The following is a 19,029-nucleotide window of genomic DNA, read 5'->3' as shown; positions in this document are numbered from 1 at the left end:
AGGGCACCGTCGAGCATCAACAGCACCATCGTCAGATCCCGCAAACAGGTCATGCTCTCCAGCAGCGCAGTCACCTCAGACCCGCTCATCGGACGTGGCAACCGGTGCGGCAACCGGACCCGCACCTCCCGGCTGACCGGCTGCTGCCTACTCGCATTCCCCATGAAGGGGCGGTGCCGTTCGGCGACCATCGCCAGCGCGACATCACGACGGCGCCGCATCGGGTTCTCGCCGGTGACGAGTTCGGCGACGATCGCCCAGTCGTAGAAACTCGATACTGCGGCCAGCACTCGCGCCACACTCGAGGGCACCAACAGCCGCCCGCCGGACCCGACGGACGAGAGGCCCAGCCGGCTGCGCCGGCCCACGCACCGGTCGTCGCCGCAGCCATCCGAGCAGCTCCAGGGCCAGTGACGGCCGGAATTCGCGCCAATCGATTCCGCGTTCGGCGAAGAACTCGAACACCAAGCGCAGATCGTAGCCGTACGCCAGCGCCGTGTTCGGGCTCCGGCCGGAATCCAGCACGTACCGCAGGAACCGGGTCACCGACGGCACCGGCTCGCCATCGGGTCCCACCAGGACCACCGAGGGCACGATCCCGCCCGTCTTCACGGCCTGCACGTGCATGACCCCAGCCCACCACCGGGTGATCCGATCCGCGTGCCAACTCGCCGTGAGATGTCCACATAAGTACGAAACTATCCGGCAGTGGTGCGCCCTCGGCCTGGTCTCTTCGGTCGTGGACCACTGCGTACCTGACTTCGCCGGGGGTCTGAACACCGTGGACCGCAGCGCGTCCTCGAGCAGATCGACGACCGCCTCGAGTTCTCCCACTCCCCTCAGCCCGACCTGGATTCGGTGGACGGTCCGCTCTGGATTCTGCTGCCGGTAGTCGGCAGTCTGCTGGGCGCTCGAGGAGTTCCCCGACCTTGTTTAAGCGTCCTGGCCGCAACGGTGTTTGCGATGATCCCCTGGCCTGCCGTTCGTCGAGGGCGAACCGTTTGGAGATGTGTCCGGGCCCGCCGCAGGGACAGGGCCCGAAATCGGTCAAGTATCGGCGGCGCCGAGCGCGACCCCGAGCGCAGCGCAATGGTTACAGCCTGTGAAGCGGTGGATGGGGGGTCCGTGCTCTGACCCCGCCAGCCTCCGGTCTGTGGTAAACCGGCGGGCCGGGCGACCGCCCCGGTGTCGGTGGTGCGGCCGTCATTTATGCTGATCCCCTGAACCGATTATCACTTCCACGGTGGTGCATACCGGTCCAGTCGGAAAGGGTGGCCCGGGAAGGTCTGGCGTCGAGGCCGGTCGGTTCCCGAGGGGGTCGTAGGGCCACGTCCGACTTCGTGCGTTGCGTCCTCGCTGCGATGGGTGGTGCTGTGGAACTGCTGGTGCTGACCGGTGACCTCGACCCCGAGTCCGTGTTGCCCGCGCTCGGGCTGCTCGCGCACACGGCACGGTCGGCGCCGCTGGAGGCGTCGTCTTTCCTCGACACGGATCGGGTCGATGTCGTCCTCGTCGACGCGCGGGCCGACCTCGCGGCCGCTCGTGATCTGTGCCGGTCGCGCAAGACTTCAGATTCCGCCGTGGTTCCGGTGGTTGCGGTCCTGACCGAGGGCGGGTTGGTCGCTGTCACCCCGGAGTGGGGGCTCGACGACATCCTGCTGACCGGCGCGGGCCCGGCCGAGCTGAATGCCCGGCTGCGCCTGCTGGCCGGCCGCAGCGGTGGAGCCGGTCCGGATGGCACCGTGAAGATCGCCCTCGGCGATCTGGTGATCGACGACCTCACCTACACCGCCCGGGTGCGTGGCCGTCCGCTCGATCTCACCTACAAGGAGTTCGAGTTGCTCAAACACCTTGTCCAGCATGCTGGTCAGGTCTTCACCCGGGCGCAGTTACTGCAGACGGTGTGGGGCTACGACTTCTTCGGCGGCACCCGCACCGTGGACGTGCACGTCCGCCGGGTGCGGGCGAAGCTCGGCGTCGAGCACCATTCGCTGATTCAGACGGTCCGCAACGTGGGGTACAAGGCGGCGGCGCAGCACCACACCGGCACGACGGACCCGCAATCCTGAGCGGCCGTACGTCGACGCCTCCGGGTGGAAGGACCCGGCGAGCGCCCTTGTCCGTGGGCGCTGACTCGTCATGATCCCGGGTCCCGGGGTATTGAGAGCCGTTCAGGCGTCCGGCGCAGTCGGGTCCGTCGGGTGATGGTCGGGTCCGTGACGCCCTCGATGCCGGTGACGCGCATCGTGACCGATCAGCTACGACCAGTGGGCGGAGATGTCGGTCGGGTCGGTGAGGGGGCAGGTTTCGTGCCGCGCCAGTTCGGCCGGAAGGCCTTCGGCGGTCGGCACCATTCGCAGCTGGATTCCGCCGGGAAGGAGAGGATTTCCGGCAGTGTCAGGGTCCGATCGGAGCCGGGCAGCGAGAAGGACCGGGCCACCGATCCGGACTCCACCTGTGGGCGGCCGCGTTCAGGCGATGTCGACCGCGCCCGGCACGCCGCAATACAGGCACTCGAGCTGCAACAGGACTTCAAACGGGACGTACAACGGGCAGAACTACGCCCGATACCAGTACAAGGTGACCGATGGTGGGCGGATCTGGTTCTTTGTCGATCCTGCACAGAATGGCGCCAAGATCGCGGGCCGGGTTCTGCTCGAACGCTGCGAACCCGGCCACCCGAAGGAAACCGAATAGGTCACGCACAGCTATGGGCCACTCGGGTCCCCGAGGCGGTCGCGGCGCCGGATCTGCACGCGTGAGCAGGAAACGCGGCGCGGTTCTCGGCGGGATCTGTGTCGGGGGCCGCGCCGATCGGCCCTGGTTGGACCTCGCTCCGGCGGAGGCACAGCCGGTGTAGATCGCTGTGCACGGCCCGTACCCGACCCCGGGGTGCGGGACGTTTCGGGTGCGACAGGGCTGTGACCTGGTGTGATGACATGTCCCCGGTTGTGATGTGGGGGTGCCGGCGACGTGTCGGGGGGAGTGCGGCGGTCCTGACACGGATCGATCAACGACCAGCTCGGGGCCAACGTCAGCCTGCACGATCTGCGTCACACGCTCGGATTGCGCCTGATCGCCGATCCCGACGTCACCCTCGTCGACGTCCAGCAGGTACTCCGACATCGGCAGATCACCACGACGGGCCGCTACCTTCGTCCCCGAGTAGGTGAGATCTGCCGCCAACGGACATCCGTCCCGGAGCGCTTCGGCCCCTCGATGATCTCCTGCGATGATCGTCGGTCGATCACCCTCCGGGACACAAACTCTCGCGCGCCCTGTTCCAGAACGGAAAGAGTTGCGGGCTACCGGCATCCGAGTGATCGAGTCGACCGAGCTCGACGAATTCCAGAATCGTCTTTCCTACTGTGTGCGAGAGTCGGCAGGCCTGAAGGCTCAGCTTCGCCGTTGCGGCGAATCCGATGTCCGTCGCGAAGGGGCCCAGATCGCTGGAGTTCACGAAGTTCTCCAGGCGGTCACCGAACCGGTTGTATTCAGTTTGGAGACCGAACCCGCAGGGCTGGCGGATCAGTTCGCCGCACGTCGTCGGACGGCCGTTGATGATGAAGGATCTGTCCTCGAGCGGGCGAGGCGACGGCTGTTGCGGCGGGTTACGTGTCAGGAAGTACACCGCTGCGCCCACGGCCAGGATCACGAGCAGTGCTGTAGCGATCCGCTTCATAACCCACCACGCCGTTCAACCGCGGACAACTCCGACCCCGGTTTCTCATCCTGCCGTATTCGACGACACGCGGGTCACGTACCCGCAAACCTCTCGAGCGGTGCCTGCGGGCGGCGATCGGGCGGGTGGGTTGTTCGACGGCACTGCGAGTGCGGACTGTCGTTCCGGCGCAGCAGATCGGCGGCCCGACCGGTGGGGGTGGCGGGCGGTGTCGACGACGTCCGCCGCCCGCTCAGCGGGATTCCAACGTTGAGCTCGTCGTAGTCGTCGATGGGCAGCTCCCCGGGTTCGAGGACACCGGTGGCGGTGCGCGCGGAATCGATCACGTTGGCGACGCCGTCGGCGCCTTGCTGACGGGTGACCTGTTCGGCGGTCTCGAGCGCCGCGTCGCGGATGCGGTCAGGGTCTTGACCGCGACGTCCCCGGCCCGGGCCCCGCGGCTGAGGAGCTCGTTCAAGGCGGGTGGGGTGGTGCGGACGGTGTCGAGGGCGCGGTCCAGGCTGCGCGCGGACCAGGTGACGGGCACGTTGACCAGTCTCACCGCGGCGCCGGCGGCGGCCTGCAACGGGGTGCGGCGGAGCGCCGCCGGGCCCCCAAGAGCGTCTTCGGCGAGGACGGTGGTCAGCCAATCCACCGTGGCCGAGTGTGCGGCGATCAACCGGAACGCGAGGTTTTCGATGTCGCGTTCCCCGGCGGCGACGGCGAGGGCCTTGATATAGCGGGCGTGGTCGAGAAGCTGGTGTTCGAGCGCCAGATCGCCGAACAGCGCCTCGTCGAACGGTTGGGCCTGCTCGGTCAGGGCCTTGACCGCGGCGACGGCGCGGCCGAGGAACGGGCCGATCAGCTCGGGGACACCGCCGAGTTGGCGGATCGCGGCGTCGATGGCCTCGGCGCGGGAGCGGCCGTTGGCGGCGTTCTCCGACAATTCGCGGCGCACCGCGTCGGTGCGGGCCTGAACGATGCGGGTTTCGGCGACCTGCATTTCGGTGTGGGTGAGATCGAGAACTGCGCGCAACTGCGCGAGCAGGGTGGTGGTGTCAGTGGTGCTCATGCGGGTTCGCCCCTTCTGCGTTGACGGCATGGACTGGCGGTTGCACCCCTGTCCACGTACCCCGTGTACGCCGAGCTCACCGCGGTCCTGACAGTGTTCAGCCGCTGTTTACCTCAATGACCGGGGGCGTTTGCCTGGGTTCTCGGTGCGCACTCGTCGGCGGCATCGGCAAACGCCCCCGCGAAAGCCCGTGGTCGGGGCCCTGTTCAGGCGGACGGCCGGTGGGGTACTCGCGGTCGGTCGGGATCGGCGCGCCCAGGCGAAAACACCTGGGGGCCGGGGAGCGAGGAGCGAAGCAATGACCACAGCGGGTGGTCCGAGCTCGAGCAGCCTGGCGGACGTCATCGACACCATCTTGGACAAGGGCCTGGTCATCGACGCCTACGTGCGGGTGTCACTGGTCGGTATCGAACTGCTCACCATCGACGCCCGCATCGTGGTCGCTAGCGTCGACACCTACCTGCGCTTCGCCGAGGCGGCGAACCGGCTCGCGATCGGCAGTGAACCGAAGGGCCTGTCCGACCTCGTGTCCGATGTCAAGGGCAGTGGCAGCACGAAGTCCAAGACCAAGGGTGTCCTCGAGGGCGTGGGGGAGACGCTCGGTGAGCTGCTCAGCGGATCCGGAAGCGAACGCGAACCGGCACCCCGGCGGAGGCGGAAATGACCTCCGCCGACGACGCCGACGACAACGACAACGACTACGACTACGACTACGACAACGACAACGACAACGACAACGACGAGGGTGCTTCGGCGGCCGTGATCTATGTGTATGGCATCGTGCCCGCGGACGTGCAACCCGAGGACGACGCCACCGGCGTCCACGACGCCCCGATCGAGATCGTCGAACACGGCGACATCGCGGCGTTGGTCAGCGAGATCGACCCGGACCAACGACTGGGCACCCCCGCGGACCTGCAGGCCCACGCCCACATCCTCGACGGCACCTCGCACGTCGCTCCGGTGCTGCCGCTGCGGTTCGGTGCCGTCGTGTCCGACCGTGACGCGGTGATCAACGAGTTGCTCGCCGAACACGAGGACGAGTTCGCTGCCGCCCTCAATGAGCTCGAGGGCTTCGCCCAGTACATGGTGAAGGGCCGTTACGTCGAGGAGACCATCGTTCGGGAGATCGTCGACGAGAGCCCGAAGGCCACCGCCCTGCTCGAAACGATCCGCGACCAGCCCGAGGCCCAGCATCGGTTGTTGGGCAGAACGGTATGCCGAGTCCAGCGGTGCCACAACACCGTTCACTCGGGCATTGCGGTATGCCATCGGTGTTTCACGCGCCTGTCCCGGCTGGGGATGAGCCCTGAGGACATCGCGACTGCGATGGAGCTGCCCGACGAGCCGGCCCCGGCGACTCGATGCGCAGGCGGGGCGAAGATCACCGATGCGCAACTGCGGGTGCTGTGCGACGGACTGCGCTGGCGACAGGTGACCTCGATTGCCGTCGACCGCGCCGAGATCACCCGCAACAAATCGGTGCGCTCGCTGCGGGCCGCCCTCACCCAACACGTTCGCCGGGTCGCGACGACGGCACCGATCCTGAGCAGCCCGTGCCCGTGTGTTGGCGTCGTTCGGTGTGCTTTCCCGCCCCGGGTGATGCCGACCGCGCGCCGGATCTTGGCGTCGTCCTCTGCTGCGTGGGGGGCGAGTACCAAGCCATACAAAATTTTGTATACTTGTGGTGTGAAGAAGATCCAGTTCATGGGACCGCGCTGGAGGATCTTCGGGGTTTCCCCGATGCGGTTCGTCGTCGGTGTGGTTATCAGCTGGACCGTGTTCAGCAGGGGGTCGAGCCGACGGACTGGAAGCCGATGGTGGGTGTGGGTTCTGGTGTGCGGGAGATCCGGGTACGTGATGGGTCGGGAGCGTTCCGTGTCATCTACGTGGCGAAGTTCGCGGACCGGGTAGTTGTGCTGCATTGCTTCCAGAAGAAGTCTCAGAAAACGTCGGCGGCGGACGTGGCTACCGCGAAGAAGCGGTACCAGCAGGTGATAGCGGATGACGGGAAGGGTGAGCAGTGATGAGCGATGAAATCTATGGCAGCGTGTGGGATGCGATCGAGGACACTCCGCAGGAGGCGGAGAACATGCGGCTGCGGTCGACTCTGTTGATTGCGCTGTCTCGGCGCATCGAGACCGAGGGATGGACCCAGAAGGATGCGGCCGCCCGGCTTGGTGTGACTCAGCCGCGGGTGTCGGATCTGATTCGAGGAAAGATCGACCTGTTCAGCCTTGATGCTTTGGTCAACATGGTTTCGGCCGCCGGACTTCATGTCGATATGACGGTGAGCGCTGCCGCGTAGGGCCCTCGTCCGAGGCTGTATGGAGATTTCTTCGGGTCGGGCAGTGTGGACGAGGTGACACCGGCTGGGCGCGTGCCGATGGCGGCGTGGTTCATGATCGGAATCGATGGGGGCGTGGGTTGGCATGGTCTCCTTGGAGGGTACGGAGTCGGACCGGGCGCGCACCTTTGCGTTTCAGTCCGGGAAGTGTTGTGCGACATGACCCCTCGACACATCGCTGTTTCACATTTGATACCCAGGAAGAGGCTGGGGCATTGTTGGCCTGTCCCGCCCTGAACGTCCGGCAGACAGTGCCACGGATTGGTGGTTCACTCCCATATTCCGCTTTGCCGTCTCTTCACGATGCCGCCGCGTGGCTCTGGTTTCGTCATCTGAAGCAAAGAAGATGTCGGGATCTTGATTGCGACAGCCTGCGCGGCACTGCCGTTCCCATAATTCGGTGAGTGGGCGGGGAAGAGTTGACTGTTTGAGTAGATTCGACATCGGGTGGTGAGGTTTCCGGTTTGTTGTATCTGGCTCCGGCTTTCAGCTGTTTGCGATGAACAGAACTCAGGTATCGGGGATAGTTCGACGAAAGGAGCGTCGATCTGCGAATCTATTGTGGCTGTGTGTTCGTCGTAGCGCGATGAGGGCGACGGGACCTATGCCAGGCGACGCCGCGATAACGTGATCGGGGGCGGCCGTGTCCGTCCGCTGTGGTGCCGGGTGCAGCCTCGCGTAGCTTCGGCAGGGCCCGGGATCCCGGACTCGCGAAGAGTCGGTTGCGGGTCGGAGGATGCCTGGCGGCTCGCGCGCCGCAGCCGGGCGATGGTGCTCGTCGTCACGCGAGTTAGGAAAGCGCTGTTCATGCCCCGGATGATGAGGCGCTGACACTCGACGGCAATCGCTTTGTGCGGTTAGGACAGGGCGGGACGCGACTCGCGCAATTTGTAGCGTTGGATCTTCCCATTGGGTATCCGCGGCAACTCAGATATGAATTCGATGCTGCGCGGATACTTGTACGGTGCGAGCACGCTCTTGACGAAGTCTTGCAATGCGCTCACCTCTGCCTCGTCGCCGGCGACGTCGGGTACCAGTACCACCGCAGCGTGTACGACCATGCCTCGGTCGGGATCAGGGAGACCCACCACCGCGCATTCGCGAACGTGCGCGTGACGGCCGAGTGCGCGGGGGTGGTGTTCGCATCTATCAAGTCCGATCCTTGAGTTCTACAGGCATGGAAACGGGTGTGTCGGTCGATTCCTCATGCGTGTGCGGAATCCAGTATGTTCTTTGCCCGTTGCGCGACGGGGAGGTCGACGAACTCGCCGCCGGGCAGTCGCACCGCGGCTCCGTCGGCGTTCTCGAATGCGTCGACAACCTGTCGTGCCCAGTCGATGTCGTTCTGCCGGGGACTGAAGGTGGTGTGGATGGCCGGTAGCTGGGCGGGGTGGATGGCGGATTTGCCGAACAGGCCGAGGTCACGGCTGTGGGCGGCCTGGCGGACGAGTCCGTCGGTGTCGTCGATGTGCGGGTAGACGCTGTCGATCGGTGGGGCGATGCCGGCGGCGCGGGCGGCGACGACGAGGTGGGAGCGCACGTATTGCATGGGTGCGTCCCCTGTCCCGGTGCCGAGGTCCTTCTGTAGGTCGATGCCGCCGAGGGCGAGGTGTGTGACCGTGGGGTGGTCGGCGATCGCGAAGGCGTTGGCGACTCCTTTCGCGGTTTCGATGGCGCAGATCAGGGGCTTTCCGGGGGCCCGGTCGACGACCCAGCGGATGTCGTCGAGTGTTTCGACCTTGGGGATGCGGATGCCGTGCGCGGACGTGGCGACGGCCCCTAGATCAGCGTCCGCCAATTCGGTCCCCGGCGCGTTGATCCGCACCCATGCGGTTCGGGTGGTGATGACGGATGCGACGTTGTCCCGCGCTGTCGACTTCTCGGTAGGCGGTACCGCGTCTTCGAGGTCGAGGATGACAGCGTCTGCGCCGGCGTCGAATACCTTGCCGAGGAGTTTTCGGTTGTGGCCTGGTGCGAACAGGTAGCTGCGGTCCATCAGAGGACCCCCTTCTCGGCGAGTGCGGTCAGTCGGTCCGGGTCGATGTCGAGGGTGTCCTTGTAGAACTGTTGGTTGTCCTGGCCGAGTCGGCGGCCGGCGAAGTTGATCGCACCCGGTGTGCCGAGCATGCGGAGCATGAGGTTCTGCATCTTGATGGGGCCGAGGTCTTCGTCGTCGACGGTGGTGATGCAGTCGCGGGCGAGGACGTGCGGATCGTTCATCAGTTGCGCGACGTCGTAGATCGGTGCCAGTGCGGCGCCGACGCGTTCGAATTCGGCCGTGACTTCGTGCAGCGGTCTGTCGGCGATCCATTTCGCGACGGCCTCGTCGAGCAGGTCACCGTTGCGACTGCGTTCGCCGGCGGAGTCGAACCAGGGTTGTTCGACGATGTCGGGTCGGCCGACCAGGCGCATGACGCGTGCGGCGACGGAGGTGGCGCTCGCGGAGATGGCGACCCACCGCCCGTCCTTGGTGAGGTAGGTGTTGCGTGGGGCGTTGTTGGGGGAGCGGTTGCCGTTGCGGCCGGCGATGGTGCCGAGTTGGTCGTACGCGGTGGGGCCGGGGCCCAGGATCCCCAGCAGCGGCTCGAGCAGAGACAGGTCGATGACCTGCCCCTTTCCGTCGCTGTCCGGACCGTTTCGGTGCAGCAGCGCGGTCACCACACCGAAGGCGCCGGCGAGTCCGGCGACACCGTCGGCGAGGCCGAAGGGCGGCAGCGTCGGCGGACCGTCCTCGCCTCCTGTTTGGTGGGCGAATCCACTCATCGCCTCGGCGAGGGTCCCGAACGCTCGGCGCTCGGCGTAGGGTCCGGATTGGCCGAAGCCGGTGACCCGCAACATGATCAGTCCTGGGTTGAGGTCTTGGAGCCGGTCCGGGCCCAGCCCCCACTTCTCGAGTACGCCGGGGCGGAAGTTCTCCACCAGCACGTCGGCGTCGACGACGAGGTCGCGGAGCATCTGCTGACCGTCGGTGGTGCTGAGATTGAGGGTGATGCATGTCTTGTTGCGCGAGATGACCTTCCACCACAGTCCGTGCCCGTCCTTGCGTGCTCCGTGGGTGCGGGCGGGATCGCCTGTGGGGTGCTCGATCTTGATGACCTCGGCGCCGTAGTCGCCGAGCAGCATGGCAGTGATCGGTGCGGCGTAGACGGTACTGATGTCGAGGACACGGATGCCGTGCAGCGGACCACGCGTCGGAGTGGAGGTGCCGTCCGTGCTCTCGTCGGCCTGGTCGTCAGGCGAGCGGATGTCACTCGGGTGTGCAGTCATAGGCTGTCCTCGCGTGGTGGGGAGAGTCGATACGGGGGCGGCGGACGAGTGGCCGCCCGACAGGCGGATACCAGGTGTGCCGGTGCGGCCGATTATTGCCGGGGGCGCCGCTGCCGCCACTTCAGACTGGCACCCGCACGGTTCAACTACAATCACGGGTATGTCGACAGGTATTAACTTCTTCTAAAGTCAGGAGGCGGGTCGGGTGCTGGACACGAACAGGATGTTCACGCTGCGCGAGGTCGCCGAGCACGGCTCGATCACCGCGGCGGCGGCGGCGCTCGGGTACACCACCTCGGCTGTCTCCCAACAAATCGCCAAGCTGGAGAAGGAGGCCGGGCAACCACTCCTCGAGCGGCACGCGCGCGGCATCGTGCTGACCGACGCCGGGCGGTCAGTGGTCAAGCACACCGAACGCATCCTGATCGAACTCGAGGCCGCCGATGCCGAACTCGCGGAAATCAAAGGGCTGCGGGCGGGTGTGCTGGCGCTCGGCACGTTCCCCACGGCCGGGTCGTCACTGCTGCCACTGGTGGTCAAGGAGTTCAAGACCCGGCACCCGGGGGTCGAACTGAAGGTGCTCAGCGGGAGGTTTGCGTATTTGGTCGATGCGCTTCGCCGCCGGGAGACCGAACTGTCGCTGCTGTGGGACTACGAATGGAACCGGGTCGATGACCCCACGTTGACGTACCACCACGTGATGAACGATCCGACCGTGCTGCTGGTGTCGGAACGGCACCGCCTGGCCGACCGCGACTCGATCCGGATCGCCGAATTGCGCGACGAATCGTGGGTGGTCCGCGCCGACGATCATCCGGTCGCACAGACCCTCGAAAAACTCTGTCAGCAAGGTGGTTTCACGCCACGCACGAGTGTCTTCGCGCACGACTACGGCGAGGTGCAGGCGATGGTGGCTGTCGAGCTCGGCGTGGCCATTGCTCCACGACTGGCTGTGCTCAACCTGCGGCCCGACGTCCGGTCGATTCCCCTCGCGACCCGCCCGCCGCAGCGGCGGATCCTGGTCGCGCATCTGACCGAACGGCGGCTGAGCCCGGCCGCGCAGGAAGGAATCGCGGTGTGCACTGCCGCCGCCCACCAGCTGCAGGAGGGATTCGAAACCGGATAGGACCGGTCAGCTCCGGCAGATTCCGAACGCGTCGGCGAGGCGGGTGATCTTCTCGGCCCGACCGAGCCGGGGCGGGTCGCTGCCGTCGCGGACAACGCGGCCGCGGGCTTCGAAATCGGCGAGAAACTCCCGCGCCCAGGTCACGTCCGAGGGCGTGGGGCTGATCGACTCGTTGATTACCGGCAGTTGTTCGGTGTCCAGGCACAGCTTCCCGGTCAACCCGAGGGACACGGACACCGCGGACTGCTCGCGCAGCACGGTGTGACTGTTGCTGACGGTGGGACCGTCGATCGGTCCGGGCAGGTTGCCGATCCGGCTGGCGACCACCAGCCTGGAGCGGGGGTAGGCCATGGCGAGGTCGTCGGCGCTGGTGCCGGTGTCGCGTCGGTAGTCGCCGCTGCCGAAGGCGAGCCGGAACACCCCGCGGGCGCGGGCGATATCAACGGCCCGGTCGATTCCGAGGGCGGATTCGACCAACGCGAGTACCGGGGTGGCTCCGCCGAGTCGGTCGAAGGTTGCGGTGACATGTTCGGCGGCTTCGGTTTTCGCGAGCATCACGCCCGCCAGTCCGGGAAGCCCGGCGAGGCGATCGACGTCATCGCTCCAGCAGGCCGAGGACCGGTCGTTGATCCGCACCCAGGCCGAGGTGTTCTCGAGCCAGGCGGCAACGCCCTCCCGTGCGGTGGACTTCAGTTGGGGGTCGACGGCGTCCTCGATGTCGAGGACGATCTGGTCCGCGCAGCAGCGGTCGGCCTGGTCGAACAGGTCGGTTCGGGTGCCGTTGACCAGAAGCCAGGATCGGGCGATCCGCGTGTCGATCGGTCTGGGCGCGATCGCAATCTTCTCGGGCATCAGGTGTCCTCACGCATCGCGGGGCCGGGGCTGTGCGGAGTCTTCACCGCGCGGCCCCGACCAGTGCCGGAGCCGGTACCGGGGCGGTGACGAACAGTTCCGCCGAGGCGATGCGGCGGGCCGCCCGGTGCAGGGTGACCGATTCGAGTATCCCGTCGGCCGAGGTGGCGAGGTCGACGTCGAGTACCCCGGCAGGTGTCCCCACCCGCAGCGATCCCGGCCACCGGACCTGCGTGTTGTCGGTGACGACACCACCGGTCACGGTCGATGCCGCGGCGACGGCGACCGCGGATGTGAGCCCGATTGCCGGGTGCGGGGCGAGCATCGACAGCATCCGGACCGAGACGTCGTAATCCTCGGCGCCGATGTCGACGCCGGCGCTGGTGCGGTAGTCCGCCGGCGGCCCCACGACACCGACTTTCGGAATCGCATGGGAGACGGGATCTCCCGGATTACTCAACCCCATCCGCAACGAGGACTCCCGACGCAGCGACAGCAGCAGCGGCAGGTGTTCGGCGATCGTCTGGTTGTCCTCCGCACCGGTGAGGCCGAGGTCAGCGGCGTCGAACAACGCCGCCGGGGCCCCGGCGACGACCATCGTGGCGCGGTACGTGTGGTCGGCAATCGAGATCTGGTCGGCGGCGGCGCCGGTGGGCAGCAGTGCGGCCGCACCGGCGGCGAGACCGGTGAAGGTGAGCCCGACCGGGACACCCAACGCGCTGGTACCGGGCACGGCCGCGTCGCCCTCGGTGGGGATCATCCCGCCCGGGGTGGCGATCTCGGCGGTCAGGATCGCGCCGGTGTTCTGGTTCCGCATCCGCACGGTCGTCACCCTGGAGTCCACCGGAACGAACCCGGACTGCAACGCGTACAACCCGATCGCGGTGGCGCAGTTCCCGCAGTTGCTGCCCCATTCGACCCGGCGGTCACCAATCGCGACCTGCGCGAACAGGTAGTCGACGTCGATTCCGGGCTCGCTGGAGCGGCGCACGATCGCCGCCTTCGATGTGGTCGAGCTGCCACCACCGACACCGTCGAGCTGACGCGGATCACCCGAGCCGAATGCCGACGTCAAGATGGCATCCAGGCCGCCGGCCTGGGCAATGAGCGGATCGACGTCGAATGCGTTGAACAGCCAGCACTTGCTGGTTCCTCCGCGCATCCAGGTTCCATGAAGTGTGAACACGGTCCGGCCCACCTTTCGGGTTCGAAGAGGCTGTGAGGCACCGCTGGAGGCTCTGATCGGATGGGAGAGCGTGCTTCCCAGCGGTGTCCCACTACCCACCCTGACCTACATCAGAGTGGAGAACAATGGCGAGTTAGTCGATGAGGGTTAACTTCCGTTAAACCCTTGCGGGTGCTGTCTGGGCGTTAGACCAGCGTCGGGACGACCACCAGCAGCAGCCAGCACAGCGCCGGCGCGATCGCGACCACGATGCCCGCGTTGAGCAGCAGCTGCTTGTAGAACCGGGGCCGCTCGATGTTCTGGGCGTTGGCGAGGACGAGTGCACCGTTGGTCGAGAACGGGGAGACGTCGACCACGGTGGCGGAGATGGCGAGGGCGGCCACGACTCCGACCACCGGCAGCGCGCCGGTCTGCAGCAGCGGAAGCGCGAGCGGGATGACGGCGGTCAGCAGCGCGGTCGATGATGCGAACGCCGAGGTGACGCCGATGACGTAGCAGAGGACGACGGCGACCAGCAGCGGTGCGCCGATGGTGATCGCCATCTCGGCGAGGTGGTCGATCGTGCCGATCTCTTCCATGAGCGAGATGTAGGTGACCATGCCGGCGACGAGCAGGACCGTGGACCAGCTGATACCGGCGATGGCCTCACTCTGCTTGGACAGGTCGGTGAAGGCGAGGATCGCACCGGCCGCGATGGCAACGAAGCTGATCGGCATATGCAGGACCAGGACCAGCACCAACACCGCGGCGATCAGGACGAGGGTGAGCTTCTGCACCCCGGTGACCGGCTGCACGTCGTGGTCGGTGACGGCCTCGGTGCGCGGCGTCCGGATGAGGACCTGGGTACCGCCCCCACCGGACGACCCGCCTGCCGAGGTTCCGCCGGGTCCCGCGGTGGGGGTGCGGAGTGCGCTCCCACCACCGTCGGAGTCGATGCCGGCGCTGGCGCCGGTAGCGGAGAACTCGAGGTTCCGTACCCGGGCGAGGACTGAGTAGCCGACCACGGTCAGGACCGAGAGCAGCATGTTGATGCCGTAGCTGGCGAAGAACAGGGTCCAGGGGGCGATCGTCAGGCCGCTCGACTCGACGATGTCACGGACCAGCACACCCGAGACCGAGATCGGCGAGAACGCTCCGGCGTGCGCACCGTTGATCGTCATGATGCCCATCACCAGCGGACTCATCCGAGTCCGGGCGGCGAAGGACATCGCCGCCGGCGAGATCAAGGCGACGGCAGCCGGGCTGAACGTGCCCAGGGCTGTGAGCACCGAGGCGCAGAAGAAGAACACCCACGGAACGATCGTCACCCGTCCGCGAACACCACGTATACAGGCATTGACGAGGAGGTCGATCGTCCCGTTCTTCGTCGCCATACCGAAGAAGTAGGTGACGCCGATGATCGTCAGCACGATCGAACTGGGGAACTCGGCGAGGATTTCCTTGTCGTCGTAGCCGAGGAGGAACGCCCCCACGACGAAAGCGCCGATGAACCCCAAAATGCCGATGTTGATGGGGAAGAAGGTGGCTATCACGAACATTGCCACCAACGCGATCAGTGGCAGTATCTCGACGGAAGTCATGGGCGTACTTTCGGTTCGCTGCAGGGCGGATCGAACGGCGCCTGATCGGCGGCCGGTCGCGACGGACAGATGTGACTACGAGGCGGAGTCAAGCGATGTGAATCGGGAGCTGTCGCTCCCGCCGGCGCAGCGCGGGGTCATGTCGCCGCCGCTCGAGGTGACTGTCGACGGTGGTCGCCCACACCGCACCGGGTTGCAATACCTCATCGATGCCGACCGACGTCAGCTGCACTGGGCGACCGACGGGATCGGCGCGGCGATTCGGTGCTGTGATCCCGGGTAGTGAGGGAGTTGCGATCGTCTGCATGTCACATCCTTCGCTTGATCATTACCCAGATCACACTATGAGCGGGTTATGTTTATGACAATGTCGTATTTCTACGGCGAGGTTTAGCAGGATTAAAGGCTTGTGGGAGGTATCGATGCGCGACTCGTTCGATGTGGTGACACTGTTCCTGCTCCTCGACATCGCCGAGGCCGGATCGCTCACCGGCGGCGCCGAACGCGCCAACGTCACGCCATCCGCCGCGTCGCAGCGCATCGCCAAACTGGAACAGGAGATCCGGCAGCCGGTGTTGACCCGCCTGCCTCGCGGCGTCCGGTTGACGGAGGCCGGTGACATTCTCGTCACGCGTGCGCGGCTGTTCCGTCAGGAAATGCGCGCCGCCCGCGGGGACCTGGAATCTCTGCAGGGGCTCGAGCGCGGCACCGTCCGGCTCGGCTCGTTCCCGACCGTCAGCGCCTCCCTGCTCTCGGACGCGCTAAAGGACTATCACGCCCACTGGCCCGGCATCGACGTGCGCGTCCAATCCGCGGTCCGCCCGCGGCTGCTGGAGATGCTTCACTCGAGCGAGGTGGAAATGGCGTTGCTCTGGAGTTACGACTGGACCGAGGAGACCGAGAAATCCCTGGCGCTCGTGCCGCTAATGGAGGATGAAACGGTCCTGCTCGTCCCGCTCGACGGGCCGTACGCCGACGATGTCGCGGTGGCATCGCTGCGATCGGCGAAGTGGATCATCCGCAACACCAACCACCCGGCCGCCGAAGTGCTTTACCGCAGCTGCGAGACGGCCGGATTCACCCCGAACGTCGTCTACGAGGCCCATGACTACCAAGAGATCGAAGCGATGGTCGCCGCGGGAGTCGGCATCGCCATGGTTCCGCGACTGGCCGTCACGCACCATCGCCCAGACGTATACGCGGTCCGATTCCGGCCCACTGACCGTGTGCCCACGCGATCGATCTACATCGCCTCGCTCGCCCGCCGGCAGTACACCCCCGGCATGCACGCCGTCTCCCGTGCACTCCACGACGCCGCCGACGCCATCACCGCGCAACGCTAAACTGCAAGATCGATATCTCGCTGGGAGTCTTGGCTCGCAGTTTTTCTATGCGTGGCGGCGGCCGGACGACGCCCTTTGTCAGCTGTGCCAGCTCGGTTGGCGGCCGTCCGTGTCGGCGCCCCTCTCTCACCTTGCCGACCGCACACTTTAAAAGTAAATTGAAAGTATGTCTGTGGGTGAGGTGCCGTTCTCGGATATCCAGAACAAGGGGAAGGCGACGTTGTCGGAGTGGCAGCGGTCGGGTGCGCGGCCGCTGCGGGTGACGCGGCGCGACGATGAGGATTTGGTGTTGATGACGGCGGTGCGGGCGGATCAGGAGCGGGAGGTGCTCGCGGCGGCGACGGCGATGGTCGACGCCCTGTTGCACTCCGATGACGGTGTTCTGGTCCGCAAGGTCGTGGCGGCGGCGTTTCCGTGGGTGAGCTACCTGTCGGGTGAGGAGGTCGCCGATTTCGTCGACGAGCTGATCGCGTCGCTGCGAGCGGGTTCGTCGCTGGATAATCCGGCTCCGCCGGCCCGCACGATCGAGACGTGGCGGCACACGGCGGAGGTGTATGCCGATCCGGATCTTGCCCGGATCCTGTCGGCGCCGTCCGCCGGTGACTTCGGGGCCGTGCCGGTGCCGGAGCTGTGAGCCCGAAGCTGGGTGAGCGGGTTGCGCCGCCGGCGGCCGGGGAGCTGTGGGAGCTGCGGTTCGCGACCAGTGACGCGGCGAAGGGATGGGACGAGCTGTGCCGGCAGGCGCCGGCGAACACGCTGGTGGCGTACGAGGAGCTGCGACGCCGCGCGGTCGCGGGGGAGTCGACGACGCGCCATCACCGGTTGAAGGGCAGGCTCGCGACCGGGGTCCACAACGGTCTTGAGATGGAGCAGTGGCAGTACGAGGTCACCGCCGGCGGCCGCATCTGGTACGTGATGGATATCGAGCACCGCACCTTGTGGCTGAAGTACGCCGGAACAGGGCACCCCAAACAGACCGAATGATGTTGCCATTGTGCTGAATAGGGGCCTGATCGAATCGACTCAGCGGAGTCGGGAGCCGAGGTGGTCGGCTCGCGACCTGGAACCGTGCTGTGCGGGCATACGGTCTCTATTCGTTGGTCCCGGCCCGAGCCGCACACCGAGCGAGTGTTTGAGTGCGGGAGCTGGAAACGGGGCACCATGGCCACGGTCGCGAAGAAGAACAGCTGAGCGGGAATCCGCTCTGCTCGTAGTGGCTGCGCGACTTTCGGTCAGGATCTGCCACCGAGCCGGCTCCCGCCCCTACATTCGGTGGGCAGTGAGGTTCTGGGCGCCGAGCGAACGCATCTGAATCCGGTGCGGGAGGCATGACGGGGCCGGCGGCGCGTTGTATCTTCGGTCGCGGTCGATCCGGGAAGGCGGGATGGCGGAGAAGATCTCCGCACTCAGCGTCTTCGATGCGGTTCCTCGGTTCAGGGCAGCAACGTCACCCTCAAGAGCAGATCGAGCCACACGGCGATCGCGACCAGACCGCCGAACGCGACCGCGACGATGAAGAATGGCGTCGTCGCGCGATCAGCCCAGTCGATCGGCACATCGTCGATAGAGCCGTGCGGCGGACTCTGTGCGCCACGCCGTTCGTTCTGTTAGGTGGTGCGGCCCAGGAAGTTCAGCAGCTGGGTCTGGATGTCGGCGTTGTCTGTGGGTGCCACCTTGGCCCCGAAGGCGTGGGGGAGTCGGATCCGGTCGTCTTCTGCGACCAGAAAGGTTCGGGCCAGCTCGACTGCCTCGGGATCGAGGTGTTCGTCCTGCCCGGTGGCGCGCGCGAAATCCCAGGTATGTATCAGCGTGTCGGCGCACGCCATCCGCCGGACGAATTGCTCGAAGGGCAGGTTGCCGAACTCGGCACCCAATACCTGCTGGGCGGTCGCCTCCGACTGAAGGGCAGCCTGTACCCCGGCTGTCGCATCCAGCCAGGCGGCCACCACGTCCTCCCCAGCGGTTGGCACCCGGTAGTCATTTCCCCTGAGCCCTGCGCAGGCCCGTCGGTGGTTACCCACCACATGGGCGGCGACGTCCCAGGCGGTCCAGCCTGGGCAGGGGGAGGCCGAGTTCCAGCGGTCCTGCGGGCAGCCCAGGAGACGATCGGTGAAGTCCTGCGCCACCCGCGCGTACAGACTGGTGATGGGCGATCCCATCGCCACACCGTACGTCAACCGCACCTCACCGAATCTGTGCTGGTAGAGGGCATCATTGCGCACACGGCGACCCGCACCGGCCGCCGCTGCGCCTGAACCGGGAGTTCTTCCGGCCCCGACACGGGGGCTCCGGGGCCGGATGCCGAGCCGTGACGATGTGCCCCGAGGCCTTGTCAGCGCTGAAGGGAACAGGTGCGATGGGGGAGCTGACCGCGGTGAATATCGGTCTGTCCGTCGGCGCCGTGGTTGCCGAGGGAAACACGGCGTGGCCAGGACATCGCACCGGACCTGATCATCGCGCACGCGGCCGTTGGCCGACAAGTCGTGGACGGAACTGGTGCTCGACGAGGATGTCGAGGTGAGGTTGCCCCTCGGGAGTGGACACCGGATTTCATGCGGCGACTGACAGCGTAGACGACGCGATGAGTCGTTGTTC

Annotated in this window: 20 protein-coding genes and 3 pseudogenes; 10 read left to right on the top strand and 13 right to left on the bottom strand. The window is 66.4% G+C overall.

Annotation, left to right across the window (positions count from 1 at the left end):
- Positions 1–311, bottom strand: a pseudogene (locus tag MLGJGCBP_RS51470) (tyrosine-type recombinase/integrase); the annotation flags it as partial.
- A complete protein-coding gene (locus MLGJGCBP_RS06210; protein ID WP_007297094.1) occupies positions 205–627 on the bottom strand; it encodes a site-specific integrase in 423 nt (140 codons plus the stop codon). The pseudogene MLGJGCBP_RS51470 and the gene MLGJGCBP_RS06210, both read right to left, overlap by 107 nt.
- Before the next feature lie 746 nt (positions 628–1,373).
- Between MLGJGCBP_RS06210 and MLGJGCBP_RS06205 the strand changes: the two genes are divergently transcribed.
- Together MLGJGCBP_RS06205 and MLGJGCBP_RS06200 are read left to right on the top strand one after the other, a co-directional pair.
- Positions 1,374–2,069 carry a winged helix-turn-helix domain-containing protein gene (locus tag MLGJGCBP_RS06205; protein ID WP_007297093.1) on the top strand — a complete coding sequence of 232 codons (696 nt, stop codon included), beginning with the start codon at positions 1,374–1,376 and terminating at the stop codon, positions 2,067–2,069.
- Positions 2,070–2,478: 409 nt separating this feature from the next.
- On the top strand, positions 2,479–2,697 hold the full coding sequence (locus MLGJGCBP_RS06200) for a hypothetical protein (protein WP_148222655.1): 219 nt from the start codon (positions 2,479–2,481) through the stop codon (positions 2,695–2,697).
- Positions 2,698–3,247: 550 nt separating this feature from the next.
- Here the strand turns inward: MLGJGCBP_RS06200 and MLGJGCBP_RS06195 are convergent.
- Positions 3,248–3,682 (bottom strand): hypothetical protein, encoded by a 435-nt coding sequence (locus tag MLGJGCBP_RS06195; protein WP_007297091.1) that lies wholly within the window; start codon positions 3,680–3,682, stop codon positions 3,248–3,250.
- A gap of 241 nt (positions 3,683–3,923) precedes the next feature.
- Positions 3,924–4,733, bottom strand: a pseudogene (locus tag MLGJGCBP_RS06190) (ferritin-like domain-containing protein); the annotation flags it as partial.
- 298 nt (positions 4,734–5,031) lie between these two features.
- On the opposite strand from MLGJGCBP_RS06190, the gene gvpJ reads away from it, so the two are divergent.
- The 4 genes and pseudogenes from gvpJ (at position 5,032) to MLGJGCBP_RS06175 (ending at position 7,041) form a co-directional block, all read left to right on the top strand.
- A complete protein-coding gene (gene gvpJ / locus MLGJGCBP_RS06185) occupies positions 5,032–5,397 on the top strand; it encodes a gas vesicle protein GvpJ (RefSeq protein WP_005241554.1) in 366 nt (121 codons plus the stop codon).
- Positions 5,394–5,933, top strand: a pseudogene (locus tag MLGJGCBP_RS51460) (GvpL/GvpF family gas vesicle protein); the annotation flags it as partial. The gene gvpJ and the pseudogene MLGJGCBP_RS51460, both read left to right, overlap by 4 nt.
- 164 nt (positions 5,934–6,097) lie before the next feature.
- Positions 6,098–6,760, top strand: a complete 663-nt coding sequence (locus MLGJGCBP_RS53685; RefSeq protein WP_328799409.1) for a type II toxin-antitoxin system RelE/ParE family toxin — start codon at positions 6,098–6,100, stop codon at positions 6,758–6,760.
- Complete coding sequence (locus MLGJGCBP_RS06175; RefSeq protein ID WP_007297086.1) at positions 6,760–7,041, top strand: helix-turn-helix domain-containing protein; 282 nt, start codon at positions 6,760–6,762, stop codon at positions 7,039–7,041. Before MLGJGCBP_RS53685 ends, MLGJGCBP_RS06175 begins: the two co-directional genes overlap by 1 nt.
- Positions 7,042–7,937: 896 nt before the next feature.
- Here MLGJGCBP_RS06175 and MLGJGCBP_RS06170 read toward each other — a convergent pair.
- The 3 genes from MLGJGCBP_RS06170 to MLGJGCBP_RS06160 form a co-directional block, all read right to left on the bottom strand.
- Positions 7,938–8,168, bottom strand: coding sequence for an AMP-binding enzyme (locus MLGJGCBP_RS06170; protein WP_231869117.1), 231 nt, complete (start codon positions 8,166–8,168; stop codon positions 7,938–7,940).
- Between the two features lie 116 nt (positions 8,169–8,284).
- Positions 8,285–9,076: an HpcH/HpaI aldolase/citrate lyase family protein gene (locus tag MLGJGCBP_RS06165; protein ID WP_007297084.1), complete on the bottom strand. Its 792-nt coding sequence runs from the start codon at positions 9,074–9,076 to the stop codon at positions 8,285–8,287.
- Positions 9,076–10,347, bottom strand: a complete 1,272-nt coding sequence (locus MLGJGCBP_RS06160; protein ID WP_007297083.1) for a CaiB/BaiF CoA transferase family protein — start codon at positions 10,345–10,347, stop codon at positions 9,076–9,078. The genes MLGJGCBP_RS06165 and MLGJGCBP_RS06160 overlap by 1 nt, the downstream gene beginning before the upstream one ends.
- A gap of 205 nt (positions 10,348–10,552) precedes the next feature.
- On the opposite strand from MLGJGCBP_RS06160, the gene MLGJGCBP_RS06155 reads away from it, so the two are divergent.
- Entirely contained in the window at positions 10,553–11,473 is a 921-nt protein-coding gene (locus MLGJGCBP_RS06155; protein ID WP_160094464.1) for a LysR family transcriptional regulator, read from the top strand.
- Between the two features lie 6 nt (positions 11,474–11,479).
- On the opposite strand, the gene MLGJGCBP_RS06150 is transcribed toward MLGJGCBP_RS06155, so the two are convergent.
- The 4 genes from MLGJGCBP_RS06150 to MLGJGCBP_RS06135 form a co-directional block, all read right to left on the bottom strand.
- On the bottom strand, positions 11,480–12,325 hold the full coding sequence (locus tag MLGJGCBP_RS06150) for an HpcH/HpaI aldolase/citrate lyase family protein (RefSeq protein WP_160094463.1): 846 nt from the start codon (positions 12,323–12,325) through the stop codon (positions 11,480–11,482).
- 43 nt (positions 12,326–12,368) lie between these two features.
- A complete protein-coding gene (locus MLGJGCBP_RS06145; RefSeq protein ID WP_007297081.1) occupies positions 12,369–13,487 on the bottom strand; it encodes a PrpF domain-containing protein in 1,119 nt (372 codons plus the stop codon).
- Between the two features lie 209 nt (positions 13,488–13,696).
- On the bottom strand, positions 13,697–15,091 hold the full coding sequence (locus MLGJGCBP_RS06140; RefSeq protein ID WP_160094462.1) for an SLC13 family permease: 1,395 nt from the start codon (positions 15,089–15,091) through the stop codon (positions 13,697–13,699).
- An 88-nt stretch (positions 15,092–15,179) separates the two neighbouring features.
- A complete protein-coding gene (locus MLGJGCBP_RS06135; protein WP_007297079.1) occupies positions 15,180–15,398 on the bottom strand; it encodes a hypothetical protein in 219 nt (72 codons plus the stop codon).
- A 115-nt stretch (positions 15,399–15,513) separates the two neighbouring features.
- Here MLGJGCBP_RS06135 and MLGJGCBP_RS06130 point away from each other — a divergent pair, with 115 nt between their 5' ends.
- The 3 genes from MLGJGCBP_RS06130 to MLGJGCBP_RS06120 all read left to right on the top strand — a co-directional run bounded on the left by MLGJGCBP_RS06130 (position 15,514) and on the right by MLGJGCBP_RS06120 (position 17,418).
- The gene (locus tag MLGJGCBP_RS06130) at positions 15,514–16,434 is read left to right on the top strand and encodes a LysR family transcriptional regulator (protein ID WP_007297078.1); all 921 of its coding nucleotides are present in this window, start codon (positions 15,514–15,516) and stop codon (positions 16,432–16,434) included.
- Positions 16,435–16,600: 166 nt separating this feature from the next.
- Positions 16,601–17,068: a hypothetical protein gene (locus MLGJGCBP_RS06125; RefSeq protein WP_012686967.1), complete on the top strand. Its 468-nt coding sequence runs from the start codon at positions 16,601–16,603 to the stop codon at positions 17,066–17,068.
- Positions 17,065–17,418, top strand: coding sequence for a hypothetical protein (locus MLGJGCBP_RS06120; protein ID WP_007297076.1), 354 nt, complete (start codon positions 17,065–17,067; stop codon positions 17,416–17,418). Before MLGJGCBP_RS06125 ends, MLGJGCBP_RS06120 begins: the two co-directional genes overlap by 4 nt.
- Positions 17,419–17,867: 449 nt before the next feature.
- Here the strand turns inward: MLGJGCBP_RS06120 and MLGJGCBP_RS53145 are convergent, their stop codons facing one another.
- Positions 17,868–17,990, bottom strand: coding sequence for a hypothetical protein (locus MLGJGCBP_RS53145; RefSeq protein WP_258085260.1), 123 nt, complete (start codon positions 17,988–17,990; stop codon positions 17,868–17,870).
- A 51-nt stretch (positions 17,991–18,041) separates the two neighbouring features.
- Entirely contained in the window at positions 18,042–18,593 is a 552-nt protein-coding gene (locus tag MLGJGCBP_RS06115; protein WP_012686968.1) for a TIGR03086 family metal-binding protein, read from the bottom strand.
- Positions 18,594–19,029: the final 436 nt, after the last annotated feature.

The organism is Rhodococcus sp. T7 (assembly GCF_009872365.1).
In the GTDB taxonomy this organism is placed as follows: Bacteria; Actinomycetota; Actinomycetes; order Mycobacteriales; family Mycobacteriaceae; genus Rhodococcus_F.
This window is presented reverse-complemented; position numbering and strand designations above follow the sequence as displayed.